7 protein-coding genes are annotated in these 16,218 nt (G+C 74.5%); 6 read left to right on the top strand and 1 reads right to left on the bottom strand.

The window, feature by feature from the left end; genetic code table 11:
- Positions 1 to 312: 312 nt before the first annotated feature.
- The 6 genes from WCD58_RS28555 to WCD58_RS28530 all read left to right on the top strand — a co-directional run bounded on the left by WCD58_RS28555 (position 313) and on the right by WCD58_RS28530 (position 14,824).
- Positions 313 to 2,952 (top strand): helix-turn-helix transcriptional regulator, encoded by a 2,640-nt coding sequence (locus tag WCD58_RS28555; RefSeq protein WP_337706513.1) that lies wholly within the window; start codon positions 313 to 315, stop codon positions 2,950 to 2,952.
- Between the two features lie 224 nt (positions 2,953 to 3,176).
- The gene (locus tag WCD58_RS28550; protein ID WP_337706512.1) at positions 3,177 to 7,403 is read left to right on the top strand and encodes a beta strand repeat-containing protein; all 4,227 of its coding nucleotides are present in this window, start codon (positions 3,177 to 3,179) and stop codon (positions 7,401 to 7,403) included.
- 38 nt (positions 7,404 to 7,441) lie between these two features.
- Positions 7,442 to 9,349 (top strand): dynamin family protein, encoded by a 1,908-nt coding sequence (locus WCD58_RS28545; protein WP_337706511.1) that lies wholly within the window; start codon positions 7,442 to 7,444, stop codon positions 9,347 to 9,349.
- The gene (locus WCD58_RS28540) at positions 9,349 to 10,968 is read left to right on the top strand and encodes a dynamin family protein (protein WP_337706510.1); all 1,620 of its coding nucleotides are present in this window, start codon (positions 9,349 to 9,351) and stop codon (positions 10,966 to 10,968) included. Before WCD58_RS28545 ends, WCD58_RS28540 begins: the two co-directional genes overlap by 1 nt.
- Before the next feature lie 31 nt (positions 10,969 to 10,999).
- On the top strand, positions 11,000 to 12,889 hold the full coding sequence (locus tag WCD58_RS28535; protein WP_337706509.1) for a hypothetical protein: 1,890 nt from the start codon (positions 11,000 to 11,002) through the stop codon (positions 12,887 to 12,889).
- Between the two features lie 60 nt (positions 12,890 to 12,949).
- Complete coding sequence (locus WCD58_RS28530) at positions 12,950 to 14,824, top strand: Hsp70 family protein (RefSeq protein WP_337706508.1); 1,875 nt, start codon at positions 12,950 to 12,952, stop codon at positions 14,822 to 14,824.
- 4 nt (positions 14,825 to 14,828) lie between these two features.
- On the opposite strand, the gene WCD58_RS28525 is transcribed toward WCD58_RS28530, so the two are convergent.
- Positions 14,829 to 15,968 carry a lysylphosphatidylglycerol synthase transmembrane domain-containing protein gene (locus WCD58_RS28525; protein ID WP_337706507.1) on the bottom strand — a complete coding sequence of 380 codons (1,140 nt, stop codon included), beginning with the start codon at positions 15,966 to 15,968 and terminating at the stop codon, positions 14,829 to 14,831.
- Positions 15,969 to 16,218: the final 250 nt, after the last annotated feature.

The following is a 16,218-nucleotide window of genomic DNA, read 5'->3' as shown; positions in this document are numbered from 1 at the left end:
CGGGATACCTGTGACCCGCGGTTACCTGAATCGCGGCGGCCTGACTACGCAAAGCCGTCCCGAACGCTTCCGGTGAGGCCGCCCGGGTGAGGACACTGCTCCCGACAGCGATCATGGATCGCCGGTTCCGACGTGCGCGGACGGCGGTTCACCCGACGAGCAGAGGCCTCGGGCCGACATCCGCACTACGACGTATCGAGGCGCCCGGCCGTTCCGCATCCGCGTGATGAGGACGACACTGAGGCATCCGATCGGCAGGGGAGGCGGCGCCATGGACACGCCTTCCCCGCGGACGCCCGGGGCGGCGCGCCGGTGACCGCTCACGAGCAGGAATGGCCCCTCGCGGGACGCGCCGAGGCGCTGACGACGGTCAGCCGCATCGCCGCCCGCCGAGAGCGCGCCGGGATCCTCGTCGTCGGTCCGCCGGGGGTCGGGCGCACCCGCTTCGCGCGGGCCGCCCTCGTCGGCGTCGGGAACACCGGTCCCGGTGAGGGCCATCCCGACGGCCCGTCCTGGCACCCGGTCTGGGTGATGGCGGCCCGCGCGACGGCCGGGATCCCGCTGGGGGCGCTGAGCCACCTGCTGCCGGGGCACGACCCCGGCGACGGGAGCCCGGGGTGGCTGCTGCACGAGGCCCGGAAGGTGCTCCTGCGCGCCAAGGGACCGGCCCGGCTGCTCATCGGCGTCGACGACGTGCACCTGCTCGACGAGACCTCCGCGGTGCTGCTCCACCAGCTCGCGTCCTCCGGCGACGCCTTCCTGGTCCTGAGCGCGCCGACCGGCGTGTCCGTGCCGGAGCCGGTGTTCGCGCTGTGGAAGGAGTCGCTGGTCGAGCGGATCGACCTGCCCGAGCTCACCCGGGAGGAGAGCGACGACCTCGTCGTCGCGGTGCTCGGCGGCCACGTCGACGCCGCCACGCTGCACCGCCTCTGGTCGCTGTCGCTGGGCAACCCGCTCTTCCTGCGCGAGCTGGTCCGCGGCGGGCGCGCGAGCGGCGCCCTGAAGCCGACCGGCCGCGTGTGGCACACCGACGGGACGCTGCCGGTCTCCGCGCGCCTCGCCGAGATCATGCAGCAGCGCACCGACCGGTCCGCGCCGCTGGAGCAGAGCCTCATGCGGCTGCTCGCGTTCGGTCAGCCGCTCGGGAGCGACCTGGCGGCCGAGCTGACGTCGCCCGAGACGGTCGCGGCGCTCGAGGAACGCGGGATCGTCACCTCCCGGCGGGCGGGACGGCGGGTGGAGATCTCGCTCGCCCACCCGCTGCACACCGAGGTGCTGCGCCGCGGCGCGACACCGTTCCAGGAGCGCCAGAACTACCAGCAGCTCGCCGACGCGCTCGAGAAGCGGGGCGTGCGCCGCGAGGAGGACCAGCGGCGGCTGCTGGCGTGGCGGGTCGGTCAGGGCGCGTGGTCCGACCCGGCGGACCTCGTGACGGCCGCGGCGGGCGCGGCCGACACCGATCCGGCGTTCGCGGAGCGGCTGCTGCGGGAGGCGGCGTCCGTCGGGGGCACCGGGGCCCAGCTCGAGCACGCCCGGGTGCTGGTCCGGCTCGGACGGTCGGCGGACGCCGAGGAGGTCCTCGCGCCGCTGGCGAACGACGACCTGGCCGCCGACGTGCGGGTCGTCGTCGCCCTGGCGCGGTCCTACAACCTGTTCTGGGGACTGCGCGACGCGAGCGGAGCCCGCCGCGCGATCGCGGACGCCGGCACCGAGCTCCCCGACAGCGCCGACGCCGAGGCCCTCCGGGCGTTCGGGCTGCTGCTCGCCGGTGACCACGAGGCGGCGAGCGCGGCGCTCGCCCCCCTGGTCGACGAGACGAGCGGGGACGCCGCACCGCTGCCGGTCCTCGCGGTGGCGGCGACGGCGGCCGCACGGTCCGGTCACCCCGAGCGTGCCCGGGCCCTCGCGGACAGGGGTCTGGAGGCCAAGGACCAGGACCCGACCGGCGGCTGGATGCTGGTGGAGCTCACCGGTGCCCGCTGGTACGCCGACCTCGAGGCCGGCCGCCTCGACGACGCGGAGGCCACGGCGCTGGCGGCGCACGCCCGGGCCATCGAGACCGGCCAACGCGCGACCGCCGCGGTCGGGGCGACGTGGGTCGGGGTCGTCGCCGCCCGGCGGGGCCTGCTGAGCTCCGCCACGCGCTGGCTGCTGGAGGCCGCCGCGGGCGTGCCCGCGGATCGCTTCCTCTTCACCGTGCCGCTGGTCAGCGAGCTCGCGATCGCGGTGTCGTCGCTGGGCAACACCCCCCGCGCCCACTCGCTGTTCGACGAGGCGGGCGACCTCGCCGTCGACGGCCCCGTGCCCGGGTGGAGCGGCGCCACGCAGGTCTGGCTGGCCGGCATGGTCGGCCAGACGAGCGAGGCCGAGCGGATCGCGCTGGAGGTCGGCGCGGGCCGGGCGGCGCTCGGACCCCGCATGGCAGCCCTCCACTCGGCCGTCCGGCTGGGCATCAGCGGGCCGGTCACCGACCTCCTCGACGAGCTCGCTGGACAGACGACGAGCGAACTACTCACGCTCTACGCGACGCAGGGACGGGCGCTGGCCGACGGTGACGGCGACGCACTCGACGAGGTCGCCGAGCGGTACGCCGCGTCGGGACTGTGCCTCGACGCCGCCGAGGCGGCCGCGCAGGCCGCGATCGTCCACCGCGCCCACGGGGCGACGGGGTCGGGCGGCGGGTCGGCGTCGCGGGCCCGGGCCTGGGCGGAGTCGTGCGAGGACGCCTCCACACCCGCTCTGGAGCAGCTCGACGGGGTGGCCGACCTCACCCGCCGCGAGATGGAGATCGCCTCCCTCGCGGCCTCCGGGCTCACGAGCAAGGCCATCGCGAGCCAGCTCGTCGTCAGCGTCCGCACGGTCGACAACATCCTGCGGATGGTCTACGCGAAGCTCGGGGTCTCCGGCCGCGGCGACCTCGCGCACGTCACGGGCATCCGCACCACCCGCTGACAGTCCGTGAGCATCCACAACCTTCGACTCGGCGAGTAGGTGACGAAGGCCGTGGTCGCGGAAGTGAGTACTCCGGTACTCATGACCCTCCGCTACGGAGTGTCCAAGCTCTCTCTCGTCACGAAAGGCCCGGACCGGCTCTCTCCCCCGGAGTCGTGTGAGCCACCGGTCGGCGCGGACGCGCCGCGCGCGGTCTGCGGCCCGACCAGAAGAGAGGACACGAGATGACCGAAACGGTCGAGCCGCCTCCCACCGCGGGTGGCAATCAGGCCAACCAGGGCGGTGCCGGGAACCAGGCCAACCAGGGCGGGGCAGGCAACCAGCTCAACCAGGGCGGCCTCGGTGGCAACCAGGCCAACCAGGCCGGCGATGCCGGCAACCAGCTCAACCAGGCCGCCCCGGTCTCGCTGGTCGACGTCGCGAACCAGCTCGGCTACACGTGCCCCATGCACGGCACCTACGCGTTCTGCCCCGGCACGTGCGACACCCGCCAGGCGTTCGACCACGACCACGGCGGCAACCAGGCCAACCAGGGCGGCGACGGGGGCAACCAGCTCAACCAGGCCGGCGGCGGCGGTGGCAACCAGGCCAACCAGGGCGGTGGCGGAGGCAACCAGCTGAACCAGGCCGGCGGAGCCGGGAACCAGGCCAACCAGGGTGGCGGCGGCGGTAATCAGGCCAACCAGGGCGGCGGCGGCGGTAATCAGGCCAACCAGGGCGGCGGCGGTAATCAGGCCAACCAGGGTGGCGGCGGCGGTAACCAGGCCAACCAGAGCGCCTCCATCGGTGGCGACGGCACCATCAACCAGGCCAACCAGTCCGGCAGCGGGAACCAGGCCAACCAGGCCGGCGCGGGCGCCGGCAACCAGGCCAACCAAGGTGGCGGCGGCGGGAACCAGGCCAACCAGGGTGGCGGTGGCGGTAACCAGGCCAACCAGGGTGGCGGCGGCGGGAACCAGGCCAACCAGGGTGGCGGCGGCGGGAACCAGGCCAACCAGGGCGGTGGCGGCGGGAACCAGGTGAACCAGAGCGCCTCCATCGGTGGCGACGGCACCATCAACCAGGCCAACCAGTCCGGCAGCGGGAACCAGCTCAACCAGGCCGGCGCGGGCGCCGGCAACCAGGCCAACCAGGGCGGTGGCGGAGGCAACCAGCTGAACCAGGGTGGTGGCGGCGGGAACCAGGCGAACCAGGGCGGCGGTACTGGCAACCAGCTGAACCAGGGTGGAGCTGGCAACCAGGCCAACCAGGGTGGAGCCGGGAACCAGGCCAACCAGGGCGGGCTCGGCGGCAACCAGGCCAACCAGGGCGGCGGCGGCAACCAGGCCAACCAGGGCGGCGGCGACGGCAACCAGCTCAACCAGGGCGGCGGCAACCAGGCCAACCAGGGCGGCGGTGCCGGCAACCAGGCCAACCAAGGTGGTGGCGGCGGCAACCAGGCCAACCAGGGCGGCGGTGCTGGCAACCAGCTCAACCAGGGCGGTGCCGGTAACCAGGCCAACCAGGGTGGAGCCGGGAACCAGGCCAACCAGGGTGGGCTCGGCGGGAACCAGGCCAACCAGGGCGGCACGGGGAACCAGGCCAACCAGGGCGGCGGTGCTGGCAACCAGCTCAACCAGGGTGGCGGCGGCAACCAGGCGAACCAGGGTGGTGCCGGGAACCAGGCCAACCAGGGCGGAGCCGGCAACCAGGCCAACCAGGGCGGGCTCGGCGGCAACCAGGCCAACCAGGGCGGCGGTGCTGGCAACCAGGCCAACCAAGGTGGTGGCGGCAACCAGGCCAACCAGGGTGGCGGCGACGGCAACCAGCTCAACCAGGGCGGCACGGGCAACCAGGCCAACCAGGGCGGCGGTGCCGGCAACCAGGCCAACCAAGGTGGTGGCGGCGGCAACCAGGCCAACCAGGGCGGCGGCGACGGCAACCAGCTCAACCAGGGCGGAGCCGGCAACCAGGCCAACCAGGGTGGGCTCGGCGGGAACCAGGCCAACCAGGGCGGGCTCGGTGGTAACCAGGCCAACCAGGGCGGGCTCGGCGGTAACCAGGCCAACCAGGGCGGCGGTGCTGGCAACCAGGCCAACCAGGGCGGCGGTGCTGGCAACCAGCTCAACCAGGGTGGAGCTGGCAACCAGGCCAACCAGGGCGGAGCCGGGAACCAGGCCAACCAGGGCGGCGGTGCTGGCAACCAGGCGAACCAGGGTGGAGCCGGGAACCAGGCCAACCAGGGCGGCGGTGCCGGGAACCAGCTGAACCAGGGCGGAGCCGGGAACCAGGCCAACCAGGGTGGGCTCGGCGGCAACCAGGCCAACCAGGGCGGCGGCGACGGCAACCAGCTCAACCAGGGCGGGCTCGGCGGCAACCAGGCCAACCAGGGCGGCGGCGACGGCAACCAGCTCAACCAGGGCGGGCTCGGCGGCAACCAGGCCAACCAGGGCGGCGGCGCCGGGAACCAGCTCAACCAGGGCGGGCTCGGCGGCAACCAGGCCAACCAGGGCGGCGGCGCCGGGAACCAGCTGAACCAGGGCGGCACGGGGAACCAGGCCAACCAGGGCGGCACGGGGAACCAGGCCAACCAAGGTGGGCTCGGCGGGAACCAGGCCAACCAGGGCGGCGGTGCGGGGAACCAGCTGAACCAGGGTGGAGCTGGCAACCAGGCGAACCAGGGTGGAGCTGGCAACCAGGCCAACCAGGGCGGCGGCGACGGCAACCAGCTCAACCAGGGTGGTGCCGGTAACCAGGCCAACCAGGGCGGGCTCGGCGGCAACCAGGCCAACCAGGGTGGACTCGGTGGGAACCAGGCCAACCAAGGCGGCGGTGCCGGGAACCAGCTGAACCAGGGCGGCACGGGGAACCAGGCCAACCAGGGCGGTCTCGGTGGCAACCAGGCCAACCAGGGTGGGCTCGGCGGCAACCAGGCCAACCAGGGCGGCGGCGCGGGGAACCAGCTCAACCAGGGTGGTGCCGGCAACCAGGCCAACCAGGGTGGGCTCGGCGGTAACCAGGCCAACCAGGGCGGTCTCGGCGGCAACCAGGCCAACCAGGGCGGTCTCGGCGGCAACCAGGCCAACCAGGGCGGTCTCGGCAACCAGGCCAACCAGGCTGGTGGCGACGGCAACCAGCTCAACCAGGGTGGACCCGGTGGGAACCAGGCCAACCAGGGCGGCGGTGCCGGGAACCAGCTGAACCAGGGCGGCACGGGGAACCAGGCCAACCAGGGCGGTCTCGGTGGCAACCAGGCCAACCAGGGTGGCTTCGGTGGCAACCAGGCCAACCAGGGCGGAGCCGGGAACCAGCTCAACCAGGGTGGAGCTGGCAACCAGGCCAACCAGGGCGGCGGGGCCGGGAACCAGGCCAACCAGGGCGGGCTCGGTGGCAACCAGGCCAACCAAGGTGGAGCCGGGAACCAGGCCAACCAGGGCGGTGTCGGCAACCAGGCCAACCAGGCCGGTGGCGACGGGAACCAGCTGAACCAGGGCGGCCTCGGTGGTAACCAGGCCAACCAGGGCGGCGCGGGCAACCAGGCCAACCAGGGCGGCGCGGGCAACCAGGCCAACCAGGGCGGTGCCGGGAACCAGGCCAACCAGGGCGGTGCCGGGAACCAGGCCAACCAGGCGGGCGTGGGCAACCAGGCCAACCAGGCGGCGGCGGTCGACCCCGGTCTCGCGGCTCCGGCGCATCTCGCGGGCGCGGCCGGCGTCGGTGGTGCCGGCGGCGCTGCGGCGGCCGTGCACTTCGACCCGTCGTCGAGCAACCCGGCGGTCGGCAACCTGGGCTTCAACCCGGGCGGCGGCCGTCCGGACCTGGGCGTCCCGCCGAGCGACAGCGGCTTCGGGCACTCCGACCCGTTCGGCGAGGCCCCGGTCCACACGACGGGCCAGGAGGGTCAGCCCGGCCCGTTCGGGTCGGAGGGCCTCAACCAGCCGAACATCGGGAGGGAACCGGGCGGCGTCTTCTCCGAGGGTGGCCACACCCCCGGGGACCTCGTCCCCGACTCCGGCTCGATCTTCAACGGTGGCAGCGGCAACTCGGAGGGCCCGGGCGGGCTGTCCGGCACGTTGGACCGCGGCGGTGACGCGGGCGGCGGCGAGCCGTTCGGCGGGCACAGCGGTGGCAACACCGGCCCGGACAACACCGGCGTGTTCGCACCGCGGGCCGGCGGCGAGTCGGGCGACGACGGCGGCAGCGGCGGCGCGAGCCACGGCGCCGGGGGCAGCGACTCCTCGGCGCTCTTCCGCTCCGACGACAGCGGCTCGAGTGACCACGGCGGCGGCTTCGACAGCAGCGACTCCGGCGGCGGCCACGAGAGCAGCGGCAGCAGCCACGACAGCGGCTTCGAGTCGAGCGGCGGCCAGGAGAGCGGCGGCGGGCACGAGAGCAGCGCCAGCAGCAGCCACGACAGCGGCTCGGACAGCGGCGGGAGCGACTCCGGCGGCGGCGAGCACCACGGCGGCTGATCTCGCCACCCACCTGAACTGACGACGAGAGGAGAACGATGGCTCAGCAGGCGCCGAGCGCAGCGGTCGGCCACGCCCTGGAGACCCTCGACATGACCGTCAAGGGAGCCAAGGCCTACCAGCGAGAAGACCTCGCGGAACGGCTGACCCGCGCTCGGCGCCTGCTGACCGACTCCACCATCACGGTGCACGTGGTGGGGGAGTTCAAGCAGGGCAAGAGCTCACTGATCAACGCACTCCTGACCGCCCCCATCTGCCCGGTCGACGACGACATCGCGACGTCGGTGCCGACCGAGGTGCGCTACGCCGACCAGGTCGCGGCCAGCGCCAGCTTCGACTCCGCGCCGGGCTCCGGGGGGCCCGGGTGGACCGAGCCGATCTCGCCGTCGGACATCGCGTCCTACGTCTCCGAGGCCGGCAACCCGGGCAACAGCCGCCGGCTCAAGGCGGTCACCGTCGGGATCGACCGGCCGCTGCTGTCCGGTGGCCTGGTCCTCATCGACACCCCCGGCGTCGGCGGGCTCGGGTCCGTCCACAACGCCACGACGATCGGCTCGCTCCCCCAGTCGCACGCGGTGCTGTTCGTCAGCGACGCATCGCAGGAGCTGACCTACGCGGAGCTGCGCTTCCTGCGCACCGTGCAGGACCTGTGCCCCAACATCGTCATGATCCTGAGCAAGACCGACCTGTACCCGCACTGGTCGCGCATCCGTGACCTCAACGCCAACCACCTGCGACGGGCCGGGGTCGAGATCGACATCATCCCCCTGTCCTCGGAGATCCGGCAGATCGCGGCCCGGTCCGCGGACCAGGCGCTGAACAACGAGTCCGGGTTCCCGGTGCTCGTGAACCGCCTCCACCAGACCATCGGCAACGCCGAGCGTGTCGCCCTGGACTCGACGGTCACCCACGTCATCCGGGCGCTCGACCAGCTCGACATCGCCATCGCCGCCGAGCGCGACACGCTCGTCGACCCGCAGAACGCGGGCCGGATCATCGCCACGCTCGAGCGGACCAAGCAGCGCGCCGACGCGCTGCGGGAGCGCTCGTCGAAGTGGCAGCTCGTGCTGCAGGACGGCTTCGCCGACATCAACTCCGACGTCGAGTTCGACCTGCGCCAGCGCTCCCGCGCCGTGCTCCACGAGGCCGAGGCGGCGATCGACGACGGCGACCCCGCCAAGAACTGGACCGAGTTCGAGGAGTGGCTGCGCCAGCGTCTCGCCGGCGAGGCCCTCGAGAACTACGGCATGTTCGTGCGCCGGGCGAAGGAGGTCGCGGCGCAGGTCGGCGAGCACTTCGAGCTCGCCGAGTCCCAGATCGTCACCGCCCGCGACGTCTCCGCGCCGATCGAGAAGTTGCGCGACTTCACCGTCGACTCGGCGTTCGTCGAGAAGAAGGCCAAGGGCGCAGGCCTCGCCGCCATGCAGAAGGGCTACGGCGGCGTCCTGATGTTCACGATGCTGCCGACGATGCTCGGGCTCGCGGTGCCGCTGCCGGTCGGGCTCGCGGCCGGCGCGCTGATCGGCGGCTTCGGCTTCAAGGAGCAGCGCAAGCAGCAGCTCGAGCGGCGCCGCAACGAGGCCAAGACGACCGTCCGGCGGTTCGTCGACGAGTTCAACATCCAGATCGGCAAGGACTCCCGCGACGCGATCCGCCACGTCCAGCGCGAGCTGCGCAACGCCTGGTCGGACCGGGTCAGCGAGCTCCAGCGCTCGGCCGCCGACGGGCTTTCGGCCGCCCAGCAGGCCGCCCAGAGCACCGAGAGCGACGCGAGCGCCCGCGAACGCCTCGAGGGCGACCAGAAGTCGATGACGATGCTGCGCGCCCGCGTCGCCGACCTGCAGAGCCACCTCGAACGGGCCCAGGCCGCGGTGGAGAAGGCCCAGGCCGAGCAGCGTGCCCGGGACCTCGCCGCCGCGGCGGCCGACCCCCAGGGCGTGGCGTGATGACGGGACCGGCAGCTCCCCCGCTGATCAACCGCGTGCGCGGCCTCGTGCACCGGGCCTGCCAGATCTACGGCGGCGGCCCCGCGCTGCCGGACCTGCAGACGGCGGCGGCACGCCTCGACGAGCCGCTGCGCGTCGCGCTCGCCGGGCGGATCAAGGCCGGGAAGTCGACGCTGCTCAACGCGCTGGTCGGCCAGGAGCTGGCGGCCACGGACGCCGGGGAGTGCACGCGGATCGTCACCTGGTTCCGCGACGGCCACACCTACCGCGTCATGGCCCACCCGCGGCAGGGGCCGCCGCGCCAGCTGCCGCCGGGACCGACCGGCGGCCTGCTCGACATCGACCTCCAGGGGATGCGGGCCGAGGACGTCGAGCGCCTCGTCGTCGACTGGCCCTCGCCCGCGCTGCGCACGATGACGCTCATCGACACCCCCGGCATGGGGTCGCTGTCGGCCGAGCTCTCCCGCAAGACGGAGTCGATGCTGGGCGCGAGCGGCGAGGAGGACGACGACGAGACCGAGCCGAAGGCCTCCGAGGCCGACGCCGTCGTCTACCTCATGCGCCACGTCCACGCGGCCGACGTGCGCTTCCTCGAGTCCTTCCGCGACGACCCCGCCGAGCGCCGCCCGATCAACACCCTCGGCGTCCTCGCGCGCGCCGACGAGGTCGGCCACGGGCGTCCGGACGCGCTCGACAGCGCCGCGAAGATCGCCGGGCGCTACCGGGACGACCCGCGCGTGCGGGCCCTCTGCCAGACCGTCATGCCCGTGGCCGGCCTCCTCGCCGTCACGGCGGCGACGCTGCGCGAGGACGAGTTCCGCGCGATCAACGTGCTCGCCGAGGCCCCCGAGGCCGATGTCGAGCGCCTGCTGCTCAGCGCCGACCGCTTCGCCACCGCGGAGACCGAGATCAGCCTCAACCCGGGCCTGCGCGCCGCGCTGCTCGACCGCTACGGCATGTTCGGCCTGCGGCTCTCGCTGCGCCTCGTCCACAGCGGCGTCGCGACGACCGCCGGGGCGCTGTCCCGCGAGCTGCTCGCCCGCAGCGGCCTGGTGCCCCTGCGCGAGGCGCTGATCAGCCGCTTCGCCGCGCGCGCGGACGTCCTCAAGGCGCGCTCGGCCCTGCTCGCCACCGAGTCGGTCCTGCGTCGCTACCCGTTCCCGGCCGCCGACGGGCTCCGCCACGAGCTCGAGGTGATCAACTCCGGGGCCCACGAGTTCGCCGAGGTCCGCCTGCTCGACACGCTGCGCGGCGGCGGCCTCATGCTCACGCCCCAGGAGCGCGCCGACGCCGAGCGCGTGCTCGGCGTCGACGGCGTCGAACCGGCGGCACGGCTCGCGCTCCCGCCCGACGCCCCGCAGCAGGAGATCGTCAAGGCGGCCCAGGCGACCCTGGCGCAGTGGCAGCGACGGGCCGAGCACCCGGCGTCGGCACGGGACGTCCGCGAGGCCGCGCGCGTGCTCGTCCGCACCGGAGAAGGCCTGCTCATGGGCGCCCTGCAGGCCAACGGGACCCCGATGGGCCAGGCGCCGGGCGGCCCCATGAGTAGTCACGGCGGCGGACCCATGAGCAATCGGTGGACCGGCGGCGGGCACGACCGAGTAGTCGGCTGCTCATGACCACGGACACCCGGCAGGTCATGGTGGCGTCATGACCGCATCGACCGCGAGCCGACCTCCCGTCGGCATGCCGCCGCACCTGTGGGAGCTCGCCAAGCGCGACGCCCACGGTGAGGTGCCCGAGCGGATCAAGAAGGCGACCGACAACAGCGAGACCGCCCCGGCGAGCATCCGCGCCATCGCCCGCCGCGCGGCCACCGCCAGCGCCACCTTCGGCGCGGCCGCGGCCGCCGTCGCGCTCACCGCGGGCACCGCGGCCGCCGAGCCGGCGGTCGACCTCGCGGGCTTCGACGGCGCCGTCCCACCCCCGGGTCCGGGCCTCGCCGGGCTCGACGGCTTCGACCAGCCCGGCGGACCGGGTGGCTCCGGCGGTGGCTCCGGTGACGGCGGCGGCGCCGGCGGGCACGGCGGCGGTGGGTTCGGCGCGTCGCACGAGACGTCCGGTCACCTGGGCGACGGACCGGTCTCGTCCGGCCTCGGCACGCACTTCCAGGTCCACCAGGACGACGCCCCGGGCCCCGAGCACACGCTCAGCGTCTCGATCTTCCAGGACGTCAGCGTCGTCGAGACCGCCGACGGCTTCTTCCAGGTCGACGCCTTCCAGTACATCGTCATCACCGACAGCCAGGGCAACGAGTACACGTTCATCGAGCACTTCCAGGTCACCGTCCCCGACCCGCCGGGTCAGGAGACCGACCTGATGATCCACGAGTCCGGGCACGTGAAGATCGTCGAGAACCCCGACGGCAGCTTCACCCCGGTCTCGGTCGACCACAGCATCTCGGTGACCGTCGGGTCCGACGGCGACGGCCGCGACGAGATCGCCATCCGCCAGGACGAGTCGGTGCAGGTCACCGAGCACGGACGTCCCAGCCCCGGCGACACCACCGTCGTCCTCACCGAGAACGCGCGCACCGAGAGCCACGACACCGGCGACGAGGCGTTCAGCGAGATCGACCAGAGCACCGGGATCGGCGCGGGGAACCAGGTCAACCAGAGCGGCGGCCGGGCCGGGCTCCCGAGCGGCACCGAGACCACCACGCCGGGCGGGAGCAACGGCACCGGCACGACGACCCAGCCCACGACGGGCACGACCCAGCCCACGACGGGCACAACCGGGACCACGGGCACCGGGACCTCGACCACCGGCACCCAGCCGGCCACCGGAACCCAGCCGACCACCGGAACCCAGCCGACCACCGGAACCCAGCCCACCACAGGCACGCAGCCCACCACTCAGCCGAGCCAGCCCCCGACCCAGCCCCCGACCCAGCCGACCAGCACCGGCTTCCCCGACGCGCCGCCGGCCGTCGGAGCGGCCGCCGCCGCGGGCGCCGCCGGCCCCGTCGCCGTCCTCGGCGCGACCGGGGCCGCGGGCGCGGCCGGCGCGACGGGCGTCGTCCCCCTGGGGAGCTCGCTGTCCTCGACGCCCACCACCACGGTCAGCTTCGCCGGCCCCACCCACGACCTGGACGGGCCGCCCCCGGGCGGGATCGGCGGCCCCGCCACGACCGCTCCCACCGGCACCGACCCCGGCGCGCCCCCGGCGCACGACCAGGTGTTCGGCGGGCACGCACCGACGACCCCGGCCGACACCGGTCCCTTCCAGGGCACGACGCCGCCCGCGCACGACCCGGCCCCGACGGGCACGCACGACCCGGCCTCCACCGGACACGGCACCGGAGATCCGCAGGACAGCGGCGCCGGGGGCCCGACGGCGGGCTCGGGGTCGGAGAGCGGTAACGACGACGGCGGCACGGGCGAAGGCGTGCATGAGACCAGTGGCCACGAGAGCGCGGGCCACGAGAGCTCCGGCAGCGAGAGCTCCGGGCACGAGAGCTCCGGCCACGAGGCCGCGGCGTCGAGCCACGACACGGGCGGAGGAGCGGAGGGGTCCGAGCAGCTCGGGCACCTCGGCTGATCGGCCTCCAGGCACGGCCACGCAGGGCCACGCAACGACACGGACAGAGAGGGAAGACCGGTGGGATACGGACTCGGTGTCGACCTCGGCACCACGTTCACCGCCGCCGCTGTCGAGCGCGACGGTCACGTCGAGATGGTGACGCTCGGCGACCGGTCGGCTGCTGTGCCGTCGGTGGTCCTGGTGCGCGAGGACGGCGGCGTCCTCACCGGCGACGCCGCCGACCGCCGGGCCGCGACCGAGCCGGACCGGGTCGCCCGGGAGGTCAAGCGGCGTCTCGGCGACCCGATGCCCCTCATCCTCGGCGGCTCGCCCTACGCGGCCGCGCAGATCATGAGCATGCAGCTCAAGGACGTGGTCAAGCTCGTCAGCGAGCGCGAGGGCGCCGCCCCGTCCGCGGTCACCCTCACGCACCCGGCGAACTGGGGCCCGTACAAGAAGGAGCTCTTCGGCCAGGTCCCGCAGAACGCCGGCCTGCGCGACGTCCGCATGCTCACCGAGCCCGAGGCGGCGGCCGCGCACTACGCCTCGAACGAGCGCCTCGACGAGGGTGCGCTCGTCGCCGTCTACGACCTCGGCGGCGGCACCTTCGACGCCACCGTCCTGCGCACCGCGGGCCGGGGCTTCGAGATCCTCGGGACGCCCGAGGGTCTCGAGGGCCTCGGCGGCATCGACTTCGACGAGGCCGTCTTCAACCACGTCGACCGCAGCCTCGGCGGCCCGCTCGCGGCGCTCGACCCGTCGGACCCGCACGACACCAGCGCCGTCATCCGCCTGCGCCAGGACTGCGCGCGGGCCAAGGAGGCGCTGTCGGCCGACACCGAGGCGACGATCCCGGTGATGCTGCCGAAGCTGCAGACCGAGGTGCGCCTGACGCGCGGCGAGTTCGAGGAGATGATCCGGCCCTCGATCAGCGCCACCATCGAGACGCTCAACCGGGCGCTGCTCTCGGCCGGGGTGACCCCGAACCACCTGACCACCGTCCTGCTCGTGGGCGGCTCGTCGCGCATCCCGCTGGTCTCCCAGATGGTGTCCGCGGAGCTCGGCAGGCCGACCGCGGTCGACGCACACCCGAAGCACGCGATCGTCCTCGGCGCCGCGGCGATGTCGGGCCGCGGTTACACCGACGACCGCGGCAAGTTCACCGGGCCGCGCAGCGGCGCCGCGCCGGTGACGACCACCATGAACCAGGGCGGGCCCCGCACCGGCGCCGGCCCGCGGACCGGCGGGTCCTCGACCGGCCCGAACAGCGGCATGATCCCGGTGGCGCACCGGACCGGCGGCTTCCCCGCCGCCAACCGCCCGGGCATGCGCCCGCCGACGGGCCCCATCCCCACCGGCCGGACCGGGGCGGTGCGGATGGGCCCGCCCATGCGTCCCGTGGCGCCCGGCACGAAGGTGCCGCCGCCGGCGCTCAACGCGTCGGGCACCCCGGCGGCCGGGATCCCGGCGCCGGCCCTGTCCGGGTCGGGCTCCGACACGAAGGGCGGCGCGGGCGGCTCCGGCGCCGCCGCCGCCCTGCGCCGCCGGCTGCCGCTCGTCATCGCGGCGGCCGCGCTGCTGCTGCTCGTCGGCGGGGGCGCGATCGTCTACGGGCAGGTCTCCAACGCCACGTCCACCGCCCCGGTCGGCCCGCCCACGGCCGTCGCGCCGGGGCCCACGACGAGCGAGCCGGTCCCCAGCCAGCAGCCCGCGGCCTCCGTCGCTCCCACCCAGGCGCCCCGCAACTCCGCCGGCAGCGGCGGGGGCGGCGGGTCGAGCTCCGGGGGTGGCGGCGGTGGCGGCGGCGGTGGAGGCGGCGGGGGCGGGGGTGGCGGTGGCCACCGCACGACCTGGCCGACCACCAGCCACTCCGAGACCAACTGCTGCACCGACGGCGGGACGACCGACGGCGGCACCACCGACGGGGGCACGACCGACGGCACGACCCCCTGAGGGGTCAGCGGGGTCGGTGGCCCCGGCTCGGCACGTCGATCTCGCCGGTGTCGATCGACCCGCGCGGGTCCTCCGCGGCGGCCTGGTCCTCGTCGACCTCCGCCGACGACGGGGTCTCCTTCGCGTGGATGACGAACCACGCGACCCAGCCCGCGACGGCGACGCCGACGAAGCTGACGAGGCGGTAGAGCAGCACCGCCGCGAGGGCGGGGCGCGACGGGACGCCGCCGGCGACCAGCGCGGCCAGCAGGGCGCCGTCGACGAGGCCGAGGCCACCCGGCAGGAACGCGGCGCTCGAGGCCGCGGTGGCGGCGGCGTAGGCGACGAGCACCAGCGCCAGCGTCATCCCCCGCGCGCCGACGGCCGCGCAGCAGGCGGCGAGGCACCCGATGTCGAGGATCCAGTTGGCGAGCGCGGACGTGCCGACGACGAGCCGGCCCTTGCCGCGGAGCTCGATGAACTGGAGCGCGGCGATCTGCTCGGCGAGCTCGGTGACGCCGTCCTCGCGAGGCCGGCGGCGCACGCGGTTGACCAGGCGCAGCCCCCACGACCCGCCCGTGACGAGCAGGCCCGGGCGCTTGGCCACGACGATCACACCGGCGCCCAGCGCGGCGACGCCGACGATCTGGACCACGAGCCAGGGCAAGGAGGTCGGGCGGCCCCCGACCACGAGCGCGGAGCCCAGCGCGATCGCGGCGAGCGCGAGGCTCGCGGCGACGCCGCCGGCGACCATCGTCCACGTGGTGGCCGGGCCGGTCGCGCCCCACGCCCGGCGCCGCTTGTAGGTGTAGGCCGTCGAGAGCGCGGCGCCGCCGGGCACGGTGAGGTGCAGCGCGTTCGCCGCGAGCGTGGCCATGGTGACCGCGCCCAGCGAGACGCGGACGGCGGCGGCCACGAGCAGGCGGTGGTGCAGGATCGAGAAGGCGACCAGGGCGCCCGCCTCGCAGGCGATCGCGATCGCGACCCACATCGGGTCGGCGCCGATCAGCGCGGCGCCCGCGTCCTTCACGGTCGGCCAGACGATGACGATGCCCGTGGTGATGGCCGCCGCCACCACCAGCCCGGTCGCGATCCGGAGCACTCTGCGGGTGCGCGGGGAGGCGCCCGTCGGTCCCGCCGACGCGGTGGTCACGGTCGCGCTCACCCCTCCAGTGTCCTCCTGCCCGGACGTCCACCGTTGGGTGACCGATCACGTCCGGCCGCACGCGCGGCCCGCCGTGGAGATCACCCGACCGGTGATCGGCCGGCGACGAGCGGTCCTTCCGGGTCCTGCTGGGTCCTGCTGGGTCCTGCTGGCGCCGCGATCGCCGGGTGATCCGACGACGTGGCGGTGACATGCTGCCCGACGACCCGTCCGACGACTCCGGCGCCCCGACGCGCCGCGTCCCTTCCGG

This window comes from Actinomycetospora flava, from assembly GCF_037400335.1.
In the GTDB taxonomy this organism is placed as follows: domain Bacteria; phylum Actinomycetota; class Actinomycetes; order Mycobacteriales; family Pseudonocardiaceae; genus Actinomycetospora; species Actinomycetospora flava.
The sequence above is the reverse complement of the archived record's forward strand: the minus strand, read 5'-3'. Positions and strand labels throughout refer to the sequence as shown.

Coding starts and splice junctions, on each gene's coding strand:
- WCD58_RS28550 (WP_337706512.1), top strand. CDS start 3,177: ATGACCGAAACGGTCGAGCCGCCTCCCACCGCGGGTGGCAATCAGGCC.
- WCD58_RS28545 (WP_337706511.1), top strand. CDS start 7,442: ATGGCTCAGCAGGCGCCGAGCGCAGCGGTCGGCCACGCCCTGGAGACC.
- WCD58_RS28540 (WP_337706510.1), top strand. CDS start 9,349: ATGACGGGACCGGCAGCTCCCCCGCTGATCAACCGCGTGCGCGGCCTC.
- WCD58_RS28535 (WP_337706509.1), top strand. CDS start 11,000: ATGACCGCATCGACCGCGAGCCGACCTCCCGTCGGCATGCCGCCGCAC.